This window comes from Colwellia sp. MB3u-55 (assembly GCF_014076785.1).
In the GTDB taxonomy this organism is placed as follows: domain Bacteria; phylum Pseudomonadota; class Gammaproteobacteria; order Enterobacterales; family Alteromonadaceae; genus Colwellia_A.
In genome coordinates this window covers 164,496-181,712 of sequence record NZ_JACGUS010000077.1, presented here as the reverse complement: position 1 = coordinate 181,712, position 17,217 = coordinate 164,496, and the positions used below count along the sequence as shown (strand labels likewise).

16 protein-coding genes and 5 tRNA genes are annotated in these 17,217 nt (G+C 38.1%); 13 read left to right on the top strand and 8 right to left on the bottom strand.

Features of this window, described 5'->3' with window-relative positions; all coding sequences use genetic code 11:
• Entirely contained in the window at positions 1–1,353 is a 1,353-nt protein-coding gene (locus H4J66_RS05010) for a dicarboxylate/amino acid:cation symporter (RefSeq protein WP_070376166.1), read from the top strand.
• Between the two features lie 587 nt (positions 1,354–1,940).
• Here H4J66_RS05010 and kdsA read toward each other — a convergent pair.
• The 7 genes from kdsA to hemA all read right to left on the bottom strand — a co-directional run bounded on the left by kdsA (position 1,941) and on the right by hemA (position 8,811).
• The gene (gene kdsA / locus H4J66_RS05005) at positions 1,941–2,789 is read right to left on the bottom strand and encodes a 3-deoxy-8-phosphooctulonate synthase (RefSeq protein WP_182171330.1); all 849 of its coding nucleotides are present in this window, start codon (positions 2,787–2,789) and stop codon (positions 1,941–1,943) included.
• Positions 2,790–2,825: 36 nt separating this feature from the next.
• Positions 2,826–4,088, bottom strand: a complete 1,263-nt coding sequence (locus tag H4J66_RS05000) for a DUF819 domain-containing protein (protein WP_182171328.1) — start codon at positions 4,086–4,088, stop codon at positions 2,826–2,828.
• A gap of 71 nt (positions 4,089–4,159) precedes the next feature.
• Positions 4,160–4,960 carry a SirB1 family protein gene (locus tag H4J66_RS04995; RefSeq protein ID WP_182171326.1) on the bottom strand — a complete coding sequence of 267 codons (801 nt, stop codon included), beginning with the start codon at positions 4,958–4,960 and terminating at the stop codon, positions 4,160–4,162.
• A gap of 59 nt (positions 4,961–5,019) precedes the next feature.
• Positions 5,020–5,382 (bottom strand): SirB2 family protein, encoded by a 363-nt coding sequence (locus H4J66_RS04990; RefSeq protein WP_182171324.1) that lies wholly within the window; start codon positions 5,380–5,382, stop codon positions 5,020–5,022.
• Positions 5,383–5,406: 24 nt separating this feature from the next.
• Complete coding sequence (prmC, locus tag H4J66_RS04985; RefSeq protein WP_220463205.1) at positions 5,407–6,291, bottom strand: peptide chain release factor N(5)-glutamine methyltransferase; 885 nt, start codon at positions 6,289–6,291, stop codon at positions 5,407–5,409.
• Positions 6,292–6,299: 8 nt separating this feature from the next.
• Positions 6,300–7,388 (bottom strand): peptide chain release factor 1, encoded by a 1,089-nt coding sequence (prfA, locus tag H4J66_RS04980; RefSeq protein ID WP_182171322.1) that lies wholly within the window; start codon positions 7,386–7,388, stop codon positions 6,300–6,302.
• A gap of 163 nt (positions 7,389–7,551) precedes the next feature.
• Positions 7,552–8,811, bottom strand: coding sequence for a glutamyl-tRNA reductase (gene hemA / locus H4J66_RS04975; protein WP_182171320.1), 1,260 nt, complete (start codon positions 8,809–8,811; stop codon positions 7,552–7,554).
• A gap of 233 nt (positions 8,812–9,044) precedes the next feature.
• Between hemA and lolB the strand changes: the two genes are divergently transcribed.
• The 3 genes from lolB to H4J66_RS04960 all read left to right on the top strand — a co-directional run bounded on the left by lolB (position 9,045) and on the right by H4J66_RS04960 (position 11,673).
• Positions 9,045–9,686 (top strand): lipoprotein insertase outer membrane protein LolB, encoded by a 642-nt coding sequence (gene lolB / locus H4J66_RS04970; protein ID WP_182171318.1) that lies wholly within the window; start codon positions 9,045–9,047, stop codon positions 9,684–9,686.
• The gene (ispE, locus tag H4J66_RS04965) at positions 9,673–10,596 is read left to right on the top strand and encodes a 4-(cytidine 5'-diphospho)-2-C-methyl-D-erythritol kinase (protein WP_182171316.1); all 924 of its coding nucleotides are present in this window, start codon (positions 9,673–9,675) and stop codon (positions 10,594–10,596) included. Before lolB ends, ispE begins: the two co-directional genes overlap by 14 nt.
• A gap of 129 nt (positions 10,597–10,725) precedes the next feature.
• The gene (locus H4J66_RS04960) at positions 10,726–11,673 is read left to right on the top strand and encodes a ribose-phosphate pyrophosphokinase (protein WP_070376156.1); all 948 of its coding nucleotides are present in this window, start codon (positions 10,726–10,728) and stop codon (positions 11,671–11,673) included.
• Positions 11,674–11,794: 121 nt separating this feature from the next.
• Here the strand turns inward: H4J66_RS04960 and H4J66_RS04955 are convergent, their stop codons facing one another.
• Complete coding sequence (locus H4J66_RS04955) at positions 11,795–12,916, bottom strand: alanine--glyoxylate aminotransferase family protein (protein ID WP_182171314.1); 1,122 nt, start codon at positions 12,914–12,916, stop codon at positions 11,795–11,797.
• Positions 12,917–13,260: 344 nt separating this feature from the next.
• Between H4J66_RS04955 and H4J66_RS04950 the strand changes: the two genes are divergently transcribed.
• The 9 genes from H4J66_RS04950 to H4J66_RS04910 all read left to right on the top strand — a co-directional run bounded on the left by H4J66_RS04950 (position 13,261) and on the right by H4J66_RS04910 (position 17,196).
• Positions 13,261–13,881 (top strand): 50S ribosomal protein L25/general stress protein Ctc, encoded by a 621-nt coding sequence (locus H4J66_RS04950; protein WP_182171312.1) that lies wholly within the window; start codon positions 13,261–13,263, stop codon positions 13,879–13,881.
• 19 nt (positions 13,882–13,900) lie between these two features.
• Positions 13,901–14,485: an aminoacyl-tRNA hydrolase gene (gene pth / locus H4J66_RS04945; protein ID WP_182171310.1), complete on the top strand. Its 585-nt coding sequence runs from the start codon at positions 13,901–13,903 to the stop codon at positions 14,483–14,485.
• Between the two features lie 43 nt (positions 14,486–14,528).
• Positions 14,529–15,620 (top strand): redox-regulated ATPase YchF, encoded by a 1,092-nt coding sequence (gene ychF / locus H4J66_RS04940; RefSeq protein ID WP_070376152.1) that lies wholly within the window; start codon positions 14,529–14,531, stop codon positions 15,618–15,620.
• A 292-nt stretch (positions 15,621–15,912) separates the two neighbouring features.
• Complete coding sequence (locus H4J66_RS04935; RefSeq protein WP_182171308.1) at positions 15,913–16,260, top strand: DUF3718 domain-containing protein; 348 nt, start codon at positions 15,913–15,915, stop codon at positions 16,258–16,260.
• Positions 16,261–16,476: 216 nt separating this feature from the next.
• A tRNA-Met gene (locus tag H4J66_RS04930) sits at positions 16,477–16,553 on the top strand.
• A 37-nt stretch (positions 16,554–16,590) separates the two neighbouring features.
• Positions 16,591–16,675 (top strand) — tRNA-Leu (locus H4J66_RS04925).
• Between the two features lie 52 nt (positions 16,676–16,727).
• Positions 16,728–16,802 (top strand) — tRNA-Gln (locus H4J66_RS04920).
• A gap of 102 nt (positions 16,803–16,904) precedes the next feature.
• A tRNA-Gln gene (locus H4J66_RS04915) sits at positions 16,905–16,979 on the top strand.
• 132 nt (positions 16,980–17,111) lie between these two features.
• A tRNA-Leu gene (locus tag H4J66_RS04910) sits at positions 17,112–17,196 on the top strand.
• The last annotated feature ends 21 nt before the right edge of the window (positions 17,197–17,217 follow it).

Below are 17,217 nucleotides of genomic sequence, written 5' to 3'. Positions count from 1 at the left end.
ATGACTGATAAAAAAAAAGCTAGTTTAACCGCTAGAATCGTTACTGGCATGCTTGCTGGCATCGCGGTAGGCGTATCCTTACAATTTCTTATGCCAGACAAGTCAGACTTTGTTATCCCGCTCTATTTCTTTGAACTTTCATTACGATCATTTTTGGTTGACGGAATTTTTGAAGTCATTGGACAAATTTTCATTTCAAGTTTAAAAATGTTGGTAGTACCACTGGTTTTTGTATCGCTTATTTGTGGTACTTGTTCCTTAAAAGATACCACAAAACTTGGCCGAATTGGCGGTAAAGCCATTTCACTCTATTTAATTACAACAGCAATAGCGATTAGCTTTGCGATGTTTTTAGCGTTATTAATAAGCCCTGGCGAAGGGGTCAACATGGCCTCCGACACAACGTTCACCAGTCGAGAAGCGCCTTCTTTAGCGCAAGTGTTTATTCAAATGTTTCCGAGTAATCCGTTTGAAGCTTTTGCAAAAGGTAATATGCTACAAGTCATTATATTTGCCTTGTTATTTGGTATTGCTATAGCGCTTTCAGGTAAAGCCGGCGAACGTATTGCTAGTTTATTTGAAGACATGAGTACCGTTATCATGCGCTTGGTAACTATATTAATGAACCTTGCTCCTTATGGTGTATTTTGTTTATTAGCGAGTTTATTCACTGATATGTCACTTAAGGTATTTGGTAACCTAATTGTTTACTTCTTAGTCGTTTTCTTTGCACTGATTTTACATGCTACGGTAACTTATTCTACTATCTTAAAAGTAATGACTGGTTTAAACCCAATTACTTTTTTGAAAAAAATGCGTGACACCGTTATCTTTGCATTTTCAACAGCCAGCAGTAATGCAACCATCCCGGTAACACTTGAAACTGTTACCAAAAAAATGGGTGTTAAAAATTCAATCGCTTCGTTTACTGTACCTCTAGGTGCGACCATTAATATGGATGGCACGGCTATAATGCAAGGCGTAGCTACTGTATTTATTGCGCAAGTGTTTAATGTTGATTTAACATTTAGTCAATATTTAATGGTAATACTTACCGCGACCTTAGCTTCAATTGGCACAGCTGGTGTTCCAGGCGTAGGTTTAATTATGCTAGCCATGGTTCTAGACCAAGTAGGTTTACCTGTAGAAGGCATAGGTTTAATTATAGGTGTTGACCGTTTACTTGATATGACACGAACTGCTGTTAATGTCACAGGTGACAGCATGGTCTCAATTGTTGTCGCTAAATCAGAAAATCAGTTTGATGAAGATATTTTTTATGATGAAAATGCAGGAAGTAAAATTGAGAATATTGATTTTCAAGACTTAGAAAAGAATCAAAGTGGCGATTAGCAATTTCAAGACACAAGAGTAAATAAAAAAGGTGCTTAAAAGCACCTTTTTTATATTTTAAATACCTAAAGCATTAATACTTATTATACCTTGCTAAGCAATAATAATAGTTCAAGTACCCATATAAATACCATCCAATTTTTACAGATATCACCTTATGAACTAATGTTTACCATACACTATTTGCAATATCACAAAGGTAATAAACCGATCGTCAGTGCTAATATTCACGTTAAATAATATTAATTTCTAGTAGAGTATCACGTTAAACTGAAGCTGTTTTTCAATACACATGTAACTAAAGTTGATACCGACAGCTTAAAGTCGACTCCATGTCGAGGTGATGTCACCGGTATTATTATACTGCTCTAGTTACTCACCTACCAAACTCAATCAAAAGAGCCAGATGAGAGTCACCCTAAGTGATTTCAGCACAATTAGCATTTTGCCATACTTGTGCTCAGCATTACCCCGAATAACCGCTATCAAAACAATGCGACTAAGATGACTAAGCAAGATATTATATCAGCTATAAAAAACCTGAGTAGTTACTCAGGTTTTTGTGTTTTAACGCCGTTTTATTGTTACTAATCAGTCAATAATGGCTCAAATGATTTAACTAAATCGTCAATTGATTTCATTTGCTGTAAATAGGGCTCAAGTTTATCAAGTGGTAACGCACAAGGGCCATCGCATTTAGCGTTATCAGGGTCAGGGTGTGATTCTATAAATAAACCAGCTAAACCTAATGCCATACCGCTACGCGCTAATTGTGCAGCTTTAGCACGACGACCACCTGCAGAGTCAGCTCGACCACCCGGTTGCTGTAAAGCATGAGTAGCATCGAAAATGACTGGCGCATAATCTTTCATTTCATCCATCGCTAGCATATCAACAACAAGATTATTGTAACCATAACAACTTCCGCGCTCACAAAGAATAACTTGCTCGTTGCCTGCTTCGGCAAATTTATTAATAATATGACGCATTTCATGTGCCGCTAAGAACTGTGGCTTTTTAACATTAATAATCGCATTAGTTTTTGCCATAGCAACCACTAGGTCTGTTTGGCGCGCTAAAAATGCGGGTAATTGAATAATATCAACCACCTCAGCTACAGGTTGCGCTTGATGTATTTCATGCACGTCAGTAATGATAGGTACGTTGAAAGTCGACTTTATTTCTTCAAATATTCTCAGGCCTTCCTCTAAACCCGGTCCTCGGTATGAATGAACAGACGAACGGTTCGCTTTATCAAAAGAGGCTTTGAATACGTAAGGAATATTGAGCTTTTGTGTCACTTCTACGTAGTGCTCTGCAATGCTCATTGCTAAATCACGTGACTCTAATACATTCATACCGCCAAATAAAACAAATGGTTTATCGTTAGCGATTTCAATATCGTATTTAGTCAATTTAATTGAAGTTATTGTCATAATTTTTCCAAAATAAAGTCTGGGGCTAACAAACGATTAGCTACCGATAATTCTTAATAACTGGCCACATAACCAAGCCATATAAGTACCTAAAGCATAACCTAACACAGCCAATAGTACACCGACTGGCGCTAAAGAAGGATGAAATGCTGATGCGATAACGGGCGCAGAAGCAGCACCACCGATATTGGCTTTACTGCCAACAGCTAGATAGAAGATTGGTGCTTTAATCATTTTGCCAACAATAAGCAGTAAGGCAACATGGACTAACATCCAGATAACTCCAATGGCTATGTATTTGGGTGACTCGACAATTTGAGTAACATCCATATGCAAACCTATTGTCGCGACTAATACATATAATAAGCTACTACCGACTTTCGACGCTCCTACGGCTTCAAGTTTTCTTACTTTAGTAAACGACAATGCCAACCCTATCGTGGTCACGAGGACGATTATCCAAAATAGTTTTGAATGTAAACTAAACTTTTCTAATTCAGGAAAGTTTGTCTGAAAATAAGGGACTAAAAAGTCAGCAGCAAAATGTGCTAATCCAGCAGCGCCAAAACCTACCGCAATAATCATCATAAAGTCTTTTAGTAACGGCAACTTGGTATTTTCACGTTGAGCAGACTCTACCTTATCAATTAATCTATCAATTGCTGAAGTATCAGCGCCACTCTTCGCATCAATACGCTTATGATTTGCTGCTAAATAAAGTAATACCGCCATCCACAAGTTGGCTACAACAATATCAACAGTCACCATAATGGTAAATATTTTGCCATCAGCGCCATAAATTTCTTTCATCGCCAACATATTTGCGCCGCCGCCAATCCAACTACCCGCAAGCGCAGCCATACCACGCCAAACAGCTTCTGGACCCGTTACACCAAGTAATTCAGGCCAAATAGCAGAAATAACTAAGAGTGCAATTGGGCCGCCAATAACCACACCAACCGTGCCGGTTAAAAACATAATAATCGCTTTATTACCAAGGCCAATAATTGCTTTTATGTCGATGCTTAAAGTCAGTAAAACCAAACAAGCCGGCAATAAATAATACTTAGCGACTTCGTCTACTTGACTCAATTCTGCACTAACAATGCCAAAAGTGTTTAACAAAGAGGGTAATAGGTAACACATAAGTAATGCTGGGACGTATTTATAGAACTTCTTAAATGCGGGGTGTTCACTATTTGAAGTATAAAAAACGAATCCAAGTATGATCGCGAGTAACCCCATAACGGTGGCGTCATTCGTGATAAAAGGTGTATTGTTGATAATTTGATCTTCCATTGATTAACCTTGTTATTTTTATTTGATTTATTGGTTTTATTTGTAAACTACAGCCTTACTTTTAAGGCTTATTAATGTAATACCGTATCAGCTATAGTGATTTTGTCCAATTGCATTTTTAATAATTGCGCAGCAGGATCTTTTGGACATTTGTCGACAAAATATTGGTAATCATCGTAAGCGACTTTAAAACAATCGAGTTGATGTAACAAAAAACCTCGGTCGCGACGCTCAAACGGATCTTCTGGGCGTAACGCTATTAATATATCGACGCACTTTAATGCTTGAGCAAACTCCCCTTCGCGGATCAAAGCATTTTTCAATGAGCTAACATGCTTAACAATTAAGCTTAATCTTGAAATATCTTCAATTTGGTCGCTTTGTGGATCACCATCAAGCTCATCCATACACAAATCAAGCTCCTGCCAATTTAAAGACTCTCCAGTAATGGGATCAAAAACAATCGCATAAACATCATCACAGACTACGCGAATCATATTTTTCTTTGGTACGTACACCACATCAGTTTCAAAGCCACAAAGACGAAATATATGGCAAAGCACTATACTTTTCAGCGCTGGGGACATTAACTTAAAATCGAGTCCACTTTGTAACTTATGAGCACTAACGGACCAGAAATCACGTTGATTATCAATAAAAAGTTGCCCAATGAAAAGTTCATTGATTAATTGCTCAGCTTTTTCAAGATACTCTTCTGTATCAGAAATTAATTCTGAACATTGTTCAACTATTTGACTAAGGCTTGATGGCTCAAAGTCACTATCACCAAAAACAACTTCTTCAATAAGTATAAAAGCTTCAATAAGTGATTTATCGTCATCATTGAGCTCGGAAAATAATAATTCATTCATGCTGTAATTTTTAATTGTTGACTCTATTTATAGTTATTGCTTATTTCAGGGTATATTTATTATAAAAATATCGTTTGTTTTGTTGTCGCTATTCGCACCACTAACATAATCCTGCCCATAGCAGCTAAATAACCTATCACTTGCATCATTCGGTTACGAGCTAACTTCAACGTGTAATAGCCGGTAAAAATATAGAAAATAATGGCAAGTATCTTTTCGCCTAACCATAAATATTCTATTGGATTTATCGCTAACTTGACAGCCAGACCAACACCTAATAGTAATAAAAAAGTATCAAGGATATGAGGGCTGATTTTCAACCATTTTTTATCTAATTGTGCTGAATTCATCAAGGTTAATGCAAACCGGTAGGTGAACAATATAATGCTTATTGCCGCCAGAGTCATATGTAAATGTTTCACACAAAAACCTTAAACTTATCTTTATTATTCTTGTCGTACATAAATACAGCAAGTAACTCGGTCATTTCCGCCATAATCTTTAAATGTTTCAATCGACTGATAACCCAATTGCTTTAATATATCGCTAACACCCGCGGCTTGTTCAAAGCCATGTTCAAAATAGAGTGCACCATTATTGGTTAAATAAGCTTGTGCATCTTTGGCAATACGTTTGATATCTGCAAAACCATTATCTCGAGCAACCAAAGCAGATAGCGGTTCAAACCTTACATCGCCTTCAATTAAATGCTGATCGGCTTCATCGATATAAGGGGGATTGCTAACAATAATATTAAACTTTTTATCTACGGCTACATTAGAGAACCAATCACTTTGATAAAGCTCTACCTGTGGTAACTGTAGCCGTTGAGCATTTTTTTTAGCCAAACTAATCGCAGCGTCACTAAAATCAATGCCGTGAACTTGCCATTGCTTTTGTTCTGAAGCAAGCGACAGAGCAATAGCTCCGGTACCCGTACCAAGATCCAAGCACGATAAATCACTTGCTAGATGGCGCGCTAAAATATGTTCGACCAGTAACTCTGTATCTGGACGAGGAATTAAGGTAGCTGATGATACGTAAAAAGGCAGTGACCAGAATTCACGCTCTTGTGTAATATAAGCAATAGGCTCGCCTTGCAAACGGCGCTCAAACAAAGCTAAAAAAGCGTGGTATTCATGCTCTGTTAACTTTTTGTCAGGCCAAGTTAACAAATAACTTGTCTCTTTATTTAACACAAAGGCAAGTAGGATTTTACAATCGAGTTTTGCGCTATCAGAAAAGGCAGCAAGTAATTGCTGCCCTTGATTAATTATTTCAGCAAAACTCTGCTGGCAATATGTTATTGACGGTTTTATGGATTCGCTCAAACCAATAACTAGTTTTGCTCAGCAAGAGCCGCAAGTAAATCGGCTTGATTTTCTAACATAATAGGCTCTAGGACCAAATGCAAGTTACCTTCAAGGACTTCGTTTAAACGATATAAAGTCAGGTTAATACGGTGATCTGTCATACGTCCTTGCGGATAGTTGTAAGTACGTATGCGTTCTGAACGATCGCCACTTGCCACTAAATTACGACGTGAAGACTCTTCTTCACTGCGGCGCTTTTCATCTTCTGCTTGTTGTAAGCGAGCTTGTAATACCGACATCGCCTGCGCACGGTTTTTATGCTGAGAGCGTTGTTCTTGACATTCGACAACTACGCCTGTTGGAATATGGGTGATACGAATGGCAGAATCAGTTTTGTTAACGTGTTGTCCACCCGCACCTGATGCGCGAAAAGTGTCAACTTTTAAATCTGCTTTATTAATCTCAATCGCGTCAGCTTCTGGTATCTCAGGCATAACAACAACGGTACAAGCAGAAGTATGCACTCGGCCTTGAGATTCAGTTTCAGGGACACGTTGCACACGATGACCACCAGACTCGAACTTCATTTGTCCGTAGACGCCATCACCAAGCACTTTGAAAATGACTTCTTTATAGCCGCCTTGTTCACTTTCATTGGTGTTCATAACTTCAATACGCCAGCCTTTCTTTTCACAGTAACGGCTATACATACGGTATAAATCGCCAGCAAAAATTGCCGCTTCATCACCACCGGCTCCTGCACGTAATTCAACAAAACAGTTATTGTTGTCGTTTGGATCTTTAGGTAATAGTAAAATTTGTAATTGATCGGCTAATTCTTCAATAGTTTTCTTCGCAGACTTAAATTCTTCTTGCGCCATTTCACGCATTTCAGGGTCTTCATCTTTTAGCATTTCTTCAGCTAAAGAAAAGTCTTCTTCTGCGCTTTGGTAGTCATTAAACACACTAGTGACTGCTTCTAATTGAGAAAACTCTTTTGATAAGGCAATAAATTTTTCTTGATCTGAAAGTGTTCCAGGGTCAGAAAGCAAGGCTTGAACTTCTTCAAAGCGCTCGACTAATATTTCAAGTTTTTGATAAACAGATTTATTCATTAAGAAATCTTATAATTAGGGAACAGCGGATAAAAATTGGTGATGTGCAGTTTAAAGGGTTAGTTGAGCACTTTCAATCAAAGGTGTAAAAAAGCTGTAAATACCCAGCTAAGCTCAAATGCTCATCAAAATACGGTTTGGCTATACTGTGACGTCGGGACTGTTATTTAATGTTATAAATATCGCGTAAGTACACCAGTTTATCTAATTCGCCACCTTGAGCCGCCGATTGAATAGCGCTAGTGGGTGCATGCATAAATTTATTAGTCAACTTAGTGGCTAACTCAGCTAAAATTGCTTCTGGCGACTTATTCCCCTGAAGTTGTAATAATGCTCTATCAAGTAACAGATCACGATGTTCTAAACACTGCTTACGGTAATCTATGACGGTATCTTGGGTATTTAAGCCACGAAGCCATGACATAAACACATCAGATTGGGTAGAAACTATTGCCTCAGCTTGAACCGCTTCTTTACGACGATTGGCTAAATTTTTGGCAATAATGCCTTGTAAGTCATCAACGGTGTATAAAAACACATCTTCTAGATCGCCAACTTGCTCTTCGATATCACGAGGAACTGCTAAATCAACCATAAAAATAGGACGATGCTTACGCTTTCCTAATGCGTGTTCAACCATACCTTTACCGATAATGGGTAAAGTACTGCCGGTTGAACTAATAACAATATCGGCGTCAGCCATTTTGTCAGGGATTTGCGCTAAGGTAATAACGTCAGCGCCAATAGCACCAGCCATTGCTTCGGCACGGGCAATTGTGCGGTTAGCAACAGTTATTTTCCCCACTTTATTCTCGTATAAATGTTTAGCAACCAGTTCAATAGTTTCACCGGCACCGACTAATAGTACTTTTACATTTTCAAGACTGGCAAAAATATGTTTTGCTAGATTTACCGATGCAAAAGCAACCGAAACCGCACTCGCGCCAATTTCAGTTTCAGTGCGAACTTGTTTAGCAACGCCAAAAGTACGTTGAAATAAACGGTCCATGACTAAAGACATAGAACCAGCTGCTTTCGCTTGGCTATAGGCTTGCTTCATTTGACCTAAGATTTGCGGTTCGCCTAAAACTAAAGAGTCTAAGCCACAAGCAACCCGCATCATGTGGTTAACGGCCTGTTGATCAGTATGCCAATATAAACTCGGTGTAATAGTTGAAGCAGGGACATTGTGATGTTTTTCTAACCAGCGGACAACTTTTTCTTGGGTAACCCTTACATCGCCTTCTTGAACTAAATACAGCTCTGTACGATTACAAGTTGATAAAATAGCCGCTTCACGACATTCTACGTTTCCAAGTAATTCAGTTAATGCCACACTTAAATTGTCGGGATTAAAAGAGATTTTTTCTCTAACGGCAACAGGGGCAGTTTTGTGATTGATTCCAACAGCAACTATAGACATAACGGAACGATTCAGCCTTTTTAAGACGATTAATACCAGAAAGAAAAATTATCGATAAGCAATTTTTTTTCCATTAATCTTTTTATTAACGACATTATTAATCAAGTTTTATAAAAAACCTATTATCCATGATAAATAATGATGTTAATTTTACGAAAAATCGCAGAAAATTAAAAGCATCAAATACGCGATAACGCAATATTATGGCGATTAACTTAATAATAATGGTTTATATGAATAAAATTACCTTATCGCTGCCACTCTTTTTCAGTTTTTTACTGATATTTCTATCTGGTTGTAGTTCTTTAACGAATAACCATCAGCAAATTACTGAACACCAAAACATTACCGAGCGCACTAAAAAGCTTACAGCAATGTCGAATTGGAAAATAAAAGGTAAAATGGGCATAATCAGCCCTAATGAGCGTCATAGCTTAACATTAAATTGGCATTACCAAGGAGATAAAAATCGCCAGATGCTAAATTTAACCACAGTGCTAGGTATTCAAGTTTTTACTTTAGAGTCAGTCAATAATATGCATGTTGTTAATGTCGATGGTGAGCGCTACCAAAGCCCTGATTTAAACACCCTGCTTGCTTCGCTAACAGGTTTCACATTACCGACACACGCGATGACTTTCTGGTTAAAAGGCTTACCTTATTTAGCTAATGATAAAATAACCTCTAACGAAATAACACAATTACCCCAAACACTGACCAGCTTCTCTGATGAAAAAAAATGGTTTATTAAGTATGGTAGCTATCAACAAGTAGACCAATATCAGTTAGCAACGAAGTTCACCATAAAACAAGATAACATCACCATTAAAATTAATGTTCACCAATGGGACGTGACAAGCAATGACTCAGACTAACCAACAATTTCAGAGTTTTCCTGCGCCGGCAAAGCTTAATTTATTCCTCCATATTATTGGTCAACGCAACGACGGCTATCATCAGTTAGAGACTATTTTTCAATTTTTAGATCACAGCGACACCATAGAAATAAGGAAGACTCAGGATAATAATATTGAATTACTCACGCCGATTGATGGTGTATTACATGAAGATAACTTAATTGTAAAAGCAGCTCGGTTACTGCAAAGCCACCTACTAAAAAACTCGACTATTTTTAATAACGTATATTTAGGTGCACAAATAAAAATAACAAAAATTCTCCCTATGGGGGGAGGCTTAGGTGGCGGGTCATCCAACGCAGCCACTATTTTATTGGCTTTAAATACTCTGTGGCAGGCCAATTTGTCTAACACAGAACTAGCAAAACTTGGCCTATCGCTAGGCGCTGACGTACCGATTTTCATTCATGGTTTTGCTGCTTTTGCTGAGGGTGTTGGTGAAGAACTCACTGCTGTTTATCCTCAAGAAAGCTGGTTTTTAGTCAGTAAACCTGATGTCAGTATTTCTACTGCCAGTATTTTTACTGATGCTGACTTAACCCGCAATACGGCAAAAGTTAATTTAAATGATGATATTAGTAAGTTAGACATAGACTTATGCCACAATGACTGCCAGACGTTAGTAATAAAAAAGTATCCCGAGGTTGCCAAGTTACTGGCTTGGTTGGTAGAATACGCACCGTCTCGAATGACTGGTACCGGAGCGTGTATTTTTTCTCGTTTTGATACTGAGCAAGAGGCTTGTCGCATCCAGTCATTACTTCCTAATGGAATAATTTCTTTTGTGGCGAAAGGTGTCAATACATCTCCATTACGCAATGCCATTAACAACTTAATAACATTGCAAACAGAAAATGCAGAATATTAATACCATTGAGAATTTATTTTCATAAAAATGCCAAGAACCACTGGAAAAAATTTAATAATTTGCTGATAGTAAACTCAAGGTTTACTAATAGCGTAACTTAAAATGTCAATAGTTTCCGAGGAACTGACCGTGCCTGACATGAAAATATTTACGGGTAATGCCACCCCTGAACTGGCCAAGAAAGTAGCTGATCGCTTGTATATGACTTTAGGCGATGCCAAAGTCGGTAGTTTTAGCGACGGTGAAATCAGTGTTGAAATTAACGAAAACGTGCGCGGTGCGGATGTTTTTATTATTCAATCAACTTGTGCGCCAACCAATAATAACCTAATGGAATTAATTGTAATGATTGACGCATTACGACGAGCATCTGCTGGTCGTATTACTGCAGTTATTCCATACTTTGGTTATGCTCGCCAAGATAGACGTGTACGTAGTGCTCGTGTACCAATTACAGCGAAAGTTGTTGCTGACTTTTTATCAAGTGTTGGTGTAGACCGAGTATTAACGGTTGACCTACACGCTGAGCAAATTCAGGGTTTCTTCGATGTACCGGTAGATAACGTATTTGGCACACCTATTTTACTTGAAGATATGCTTTCTCGTGATCTAGATAACCCGATTGTAGTTTCTCCTGATATTGGTGGTGTTGTTCGCGCTCGTGCCGTAGCTAAATTACTCAATGAAGCCGATCTTGCTATCATCGATAAGCGCCGTCCAAAAGCCAATGTTGCACAAGTTATGCACATTATTGGTGATGTTGCTGACCGCGACTGTATCATTGTCGACGACATGATAGATACTGGCGGCACATTAGCAAAAGCGGCTGAAGCATTAAAAGCACATGGCGCTAAACGCGTTATTGCTTATGCTACTCATCCAGTTCTTTCAGGTAATGCTGCGCAAAACCTAAGAGATTCTGTTATTGATGAGTTAGTGGTAACAGATTCAATACCACTTACCGACGAAATTAAAGCGCTTGGTATTGTTCGTCAACTTACTTTAAGCGGTATGTTGTCTGAAGCGATTCGCCGTGTGTGTAACGAAGAATCTATTTCAGCAATGTTTGACAGTTAAGCATTTACTGATAAAACAACTTCATAAATAATAAAGCCCCGAGTCATTTTTTGACTCGGGGCTTTTTTATTTAACACAACACTTGAGCTACAGGCACTCAATTATTTCTGTCAGACGTTGACTATTTCTCTAAAACATCCGCTAAAGCCGCTAAACATAAGGTCACATTTTCAGTTCTTGCCGCATAGCCCATTAAACCAATGCGCCATGCTTTACCGGCAAAACCACCTAGACCAGCGCCAATTTCTAAATTATATTCATTAAGTAAGGTTTGGCGAACAGCTGCATCATCGACGCCTTGAGGAATTAATACCGTATTTAATTGTGGTAAACGGTATTGCTCTTTAACAACAAACGCTATACCTAGTTTTTCTAATCCTGCTTTTAATTTCAGGTGTTGGTTTTTATGGCGTTGCCACGCATTTTCTAAACCTTCGTCTTGTAACATCACTAAAGATTCATGCAAAGCATAGAGAGAATTTACCGGTGCCGTATGATGATAACTACGTTTACCTGTACCGCCCCAATAGCCCATAACCAACGATAAATCTAAAAACCAACTGGGCACTTTAGACGTTCTATTTGTTAATTTTTCAACCGCTTTAGTACTGAAGCTAATCGGTGATATGCCAGGCACACAAGATAAACATTTTTGGCTCCCCGAATAAATAGCATCGATTCCCCAATCATCAACCTTTAGTTCAACACCGCCTAATGAGGTCACTGCATCGACGATAGAAAGCGCTGAATTTTCTTGTGCTATGGCACATAAGGCTTTTGCATCAGACAATACGCCGGTAGATGTTTCCGCATGAACAAAGGCTAAAAATTTAACATCGGTATTGTCTTTAAAAGCTTGTTTTACTTTATTGACATCGACAGGCGTTCCCCACTCATCGTTTATAACGATGGCTTGAGCCCCGATGCGTTGAACATTTTCCACCATACGCGAACCAAAAACACCATTTACACAAACAATCACTTTTTCGCCTGGTTCCACTAAGTTAACAAAACAAGTTTCCATACCTGCCGAGCCTGGCGCTGAAACCGCCATCGTTAATTCATTCTTGGTTTGAAATGCGTATTGTAGTAATGATTTGATTTCGTCCATCATCTGCACAAACTCTGGATCTAAATGACCTATGGTCGGACGACCTAAAGCAGATAAAACACGAGGTGAAACATCACTAGGACCGGGGCCCATTAAAGTACGAGGAGTTGGATAGAAAGATGTAATTGTCATAGTTAATTCTCTTATCGACATTAGGCATTAGAAGTATGAGGCACATATACCCGCTCATTTTCAGAACGCAGGTTGCTAGAGTGTATTTTGAATGGTAACGGGTCTAACACCTAAATTTCAATAAAAAATTATCTATAACGGCCATTTAGCCCAATGATACCCATAATAAGCAGCCATGATTAATAGGTTATTAATCATATTAACGTTGGATATGTTTAGGTTGAGGTGTTATTATGCTGCGCCTTTTATGATGATTGAATTATTTTTATTGTTGTAAAGGTTCATTGTTGTTTTTGGTCGCAAAAAACAACTCAACTAACTCTTTAATATTAGGTATTAAAAAAATGACTGATTTATTTACTTTAGAAGCTGAAGTTCGTACTGACCTAGGGAAAGGTGCGAGCCGCCGCCTACGTCACGCAAACAAAGTTCCTGCAATTTTATACGGTGAAGGCCAAGAGCCGATTTCTTTAACGTTAGAGCACAAAAATGTTTACCGTGCACAACAAGAAGAAGCATTCTACTCTCACGTTTTAACTGTAAACATCGACGGTAAGCCAGTTGAGTGTCTTTTAAAAGACATGCAACGTCATCCGTTCAAGCAACTTGTAATGCATTTAGATTTCTTACGCATTGATGCATCTCATGCAGTTCACGTTAACGCTCCTATTCACTTCCTTAACGAAGAAGAAGCAGAGAAAAAAGGTGGCAAAATTACTCACCAGATTAACGAAATTGCGATTAGCTGTTTGCCTGCTGACATTCCAGAATTCATCGAAGTTGATGTTGCTGATTTAGAAGTTGGTCAAACATTGCATTTATCAGACGTTACTTTGCCTAAAGGTGTAACATCTGACGAATTAGCAAAAGGCGAAGATCATGATCAAGCTGTTGTTTCATTAAATGCACCGAAAGGCGTAAGTGAAGAAACTGATGAAGCTGAAGAAACTGAAGCTACTGAATAATCATTAAGTATAAGCTTAAATGACTATTCAACTAGTTGTGGGCCTGGGTAATCCAGGCCCCGAATATACAAAAACTCGTCATAATGCCGGAGTTTGGTTCGTCGAAGAACTTGCTTCTCGCTACAACATCTCCCTCAGACCAGAAAAAAAATATTTCGGACTTTACGGCAAAGGCCTAATAGGTGACGAAGTTGTTCATTTGCTTGTTCCAACAACGTTTATGAATAGAAGTGGTCAGTCTGTAGCGCCTCTTGCAAATTTTTTCCGTATTCCCGTCGATAATATCCTTGTTGCTCATGATGAGTTAGACATGGAACCGGGCGTCTGTAAAATTAAAAAGGGTGGCGGGCACGGTGGACATAACGGCTTACGCGATATTATTTCGTGTCTGGCTAATAACAAAGAATTTTATCGGTTACGCATTGGTATAGGCCACCCAGGTCATAGAGATCGCGTTACCGGACATGTACTTGGCAAAGCACCAGCTATTGACCAAGACAAAATAGATCAAGCGATTGATGAAGCAAGCCGATGTATCGACATCTGGCAAACAGATGATTTAAAGAAAGCTCAAAATCGTTTGCATTCATTCAAGCCGCTATAACTAAACTTTTAAAACAATTTTGCAAAACAATTAAGGTATTATCATGGGATTCAAATGCGGTATTGTTGGCTTGCCCAACGTAGGTAAATCAACACTTTTCAATGCATTAACAAAAGCAGGTATTGAAGCAGCTAATTTTCCATTTTGTACTATTGAGCCGAATACGGGTGTAGTGCCAGTGCCCGACCCTCGTTTAGATGCATTAGCCAAAATTGTAAACCCTGAACGTGTTCTAGCAACGACTATGGAATTTGTTGATATTGCTGGTTTAGTGGCTGGTGCTTCGAAAGGTGAAGGTTTAGGAAATAAATTTCTTGCTAACATTCGTGAAACCGATGCAATTGGTCACGTTGTGCGTTGTTTTGATAACGACAACATTATTCATGTTGCCAATAAGGTTAGCCCTAGTGATGACATAGAAGTGATCAATACTGAGCTGGCTTTGTCTGATATGGACACAGCAGAACGAGCAATTTTTCGCTTAGCGAAGAAAGCAAAAGGTGGCGATGCAGACGCTAAATTTGAAATGCCGGTATTAGAAAAGATATTAAAGCATGTTGAAGAAGGACATATGATACGTTCTTTAACATTGTCTAAAGAAGAAAAAGCAGCAGTAGACTACTTAAACTTTTTAACACTAAAACCGACCATGTATATCGCTAATGTGAATGATGATGGTTTTGAAAATAATCCTTATCTAGATCAAGTTCAAGCAATTGCTGATGCCGAAGGTGCTATTGTTGTTGCTGTTTGTGCTGAAATTGAAAGCGAATTGTCTGAAATGGATGATGAAGACCGTGTTGAATTTATGGCTGACCTTGGACTAGAAGAACCTGGGCTTAATCGTGTTATTAATGCTGGTTATTCTTTGCTTCACTTACAAACCTATTTCACGGCAGGTGTAAAAGAAGTACGTGCATGGACAGTAAAGCAAAATGCTACCGCTCCACAAGCTGCTGGTGTTATTCATACCGACTTTGAAAAAGGCTTTATTCGCGCAGAAGTTATCGCCTATGATCACTTTATCGAATTTAATGGCGAGTCAGGGGCTAAAGAGGCCGGTAAATGGCGTTTAGAAGGTAAAGAGTACCGTGTTAAAGATGGTGATGTTGTTCACTTCAGATTTAACGTGTAATGTTTACGCTTTAACGCGAATAACTTAAATAGTAAAAGGAGCTTCGGCTCCTTTTTTGTCTTTCAAAATAAGTTATTATCCGTCATTAAAATGTAAAAAAATGACTGCAAAAGAAAAAGATATAAATAAAAAACAATGAAAACAATAGACTACTTAATTTAAAAAATTTAAAAATATCTTGTTTTATTTCTAAAATATACCACAATTATCATAATACCAATCTGATATAAGTTGAAATTATCAACGTCAGACCAACAACCTATTACTTTAATAAACAATAAAAAGGCAGACCATGAAAAAAACACTCCTACTTGCTAGCTTAATTGCCGCTTCAGTAACTTTTGCCCCTGTGACTAAAGCCGATAATATATCTCTTCGTATTTGTGAATACGTTGCGGCAAATGATAAGAACCGCTTACGTTCATTTATGAAACAAAATAAATTAAAAATTCGTACACTTTTTGGTAGTATCGAATGTAACGGCCAAAATTTATTAGTTTTTGCTGCATCTAATAGCGCTTTAGAAACAGGTGAATTTATTATTGGTAAAGTTCCTTCAAAAGAAGTGGCTAAACATATCGCCGATATTGGTAAATACTCAAAACATTTAGAAGAAGAAGCAAAAGAACGCGTAAAATAATCATTATTTGATATCTACGGTTCTTTAAAATAAAGCAAGAACTTAGCGTTCTTGTTTTTATTTTAAAGAGATTGCGCTTTCCTAGAATATTAAACGCCCAATTTGTAGACTAAACAAGCAAACAGAAAGAAATTAGCATTTATTATAAAAAAACGGTTGACGTAGCCTAAGCAGATTTGCATAATACGCGCCACTTGCTGAGAGGCAATACGGAAAGGCTACATAGCTCAGCTGGTTAGAGCACATCACTCATAATGATGGGGTCCCAGGTTCAAATCCCGGTGTAGCCACCATTTAACTCTTAGTAGTGAACGTAGTATTAGAAAAAATGCGGGTTTGGCGGAATTGGTAGACGCGCTGGATTTAGGTTCCAGTATCGAAAGATGTGAGAGTTCAAGTCTCTTGACCCGTACCATTCTAACTAACATTTATCATCATGATATTTGTTAGAAAGTAAGTAACATTGCAGGGGTATAGCCAAGCGGTAAGGCAGCTGGTTTTGATCCAGTCATTCAGAGGTTCAAATCCTCTTACCCCTGCCACTTTCTTGTTTAACATTCCTTTTTTAAAACTCAATCAGTCTTTATTAAAACTAATATTAAACATAATAAGTGTCATATTTACTTGTTATTTAGAATACCTACAGGGGTATAGCCAAGCGGTAAGGCAGCTGGTTTTGATCCAGTCATTCAGAGGTTCAAATCCTCTTACCCCTGCCACTTTATTGTTTAAGATTCCTTTTTTAAGAAGTAATTAATCTTTATTAAAAAAATAGTAAACATTACTGAGTGACATAATAATTATTTGAAATATCTACAAGGCTATTAACGCTAAGTATTATTAGAAACAATGCGGGTTTGGCGGAATTGGTAGACGCGCTGGATTTAGGTTCCAGTATCGAAAGATGTGAGAGTTCAAGTCTCTTGACCCGTACCATTCTAATTAACAGATATCATC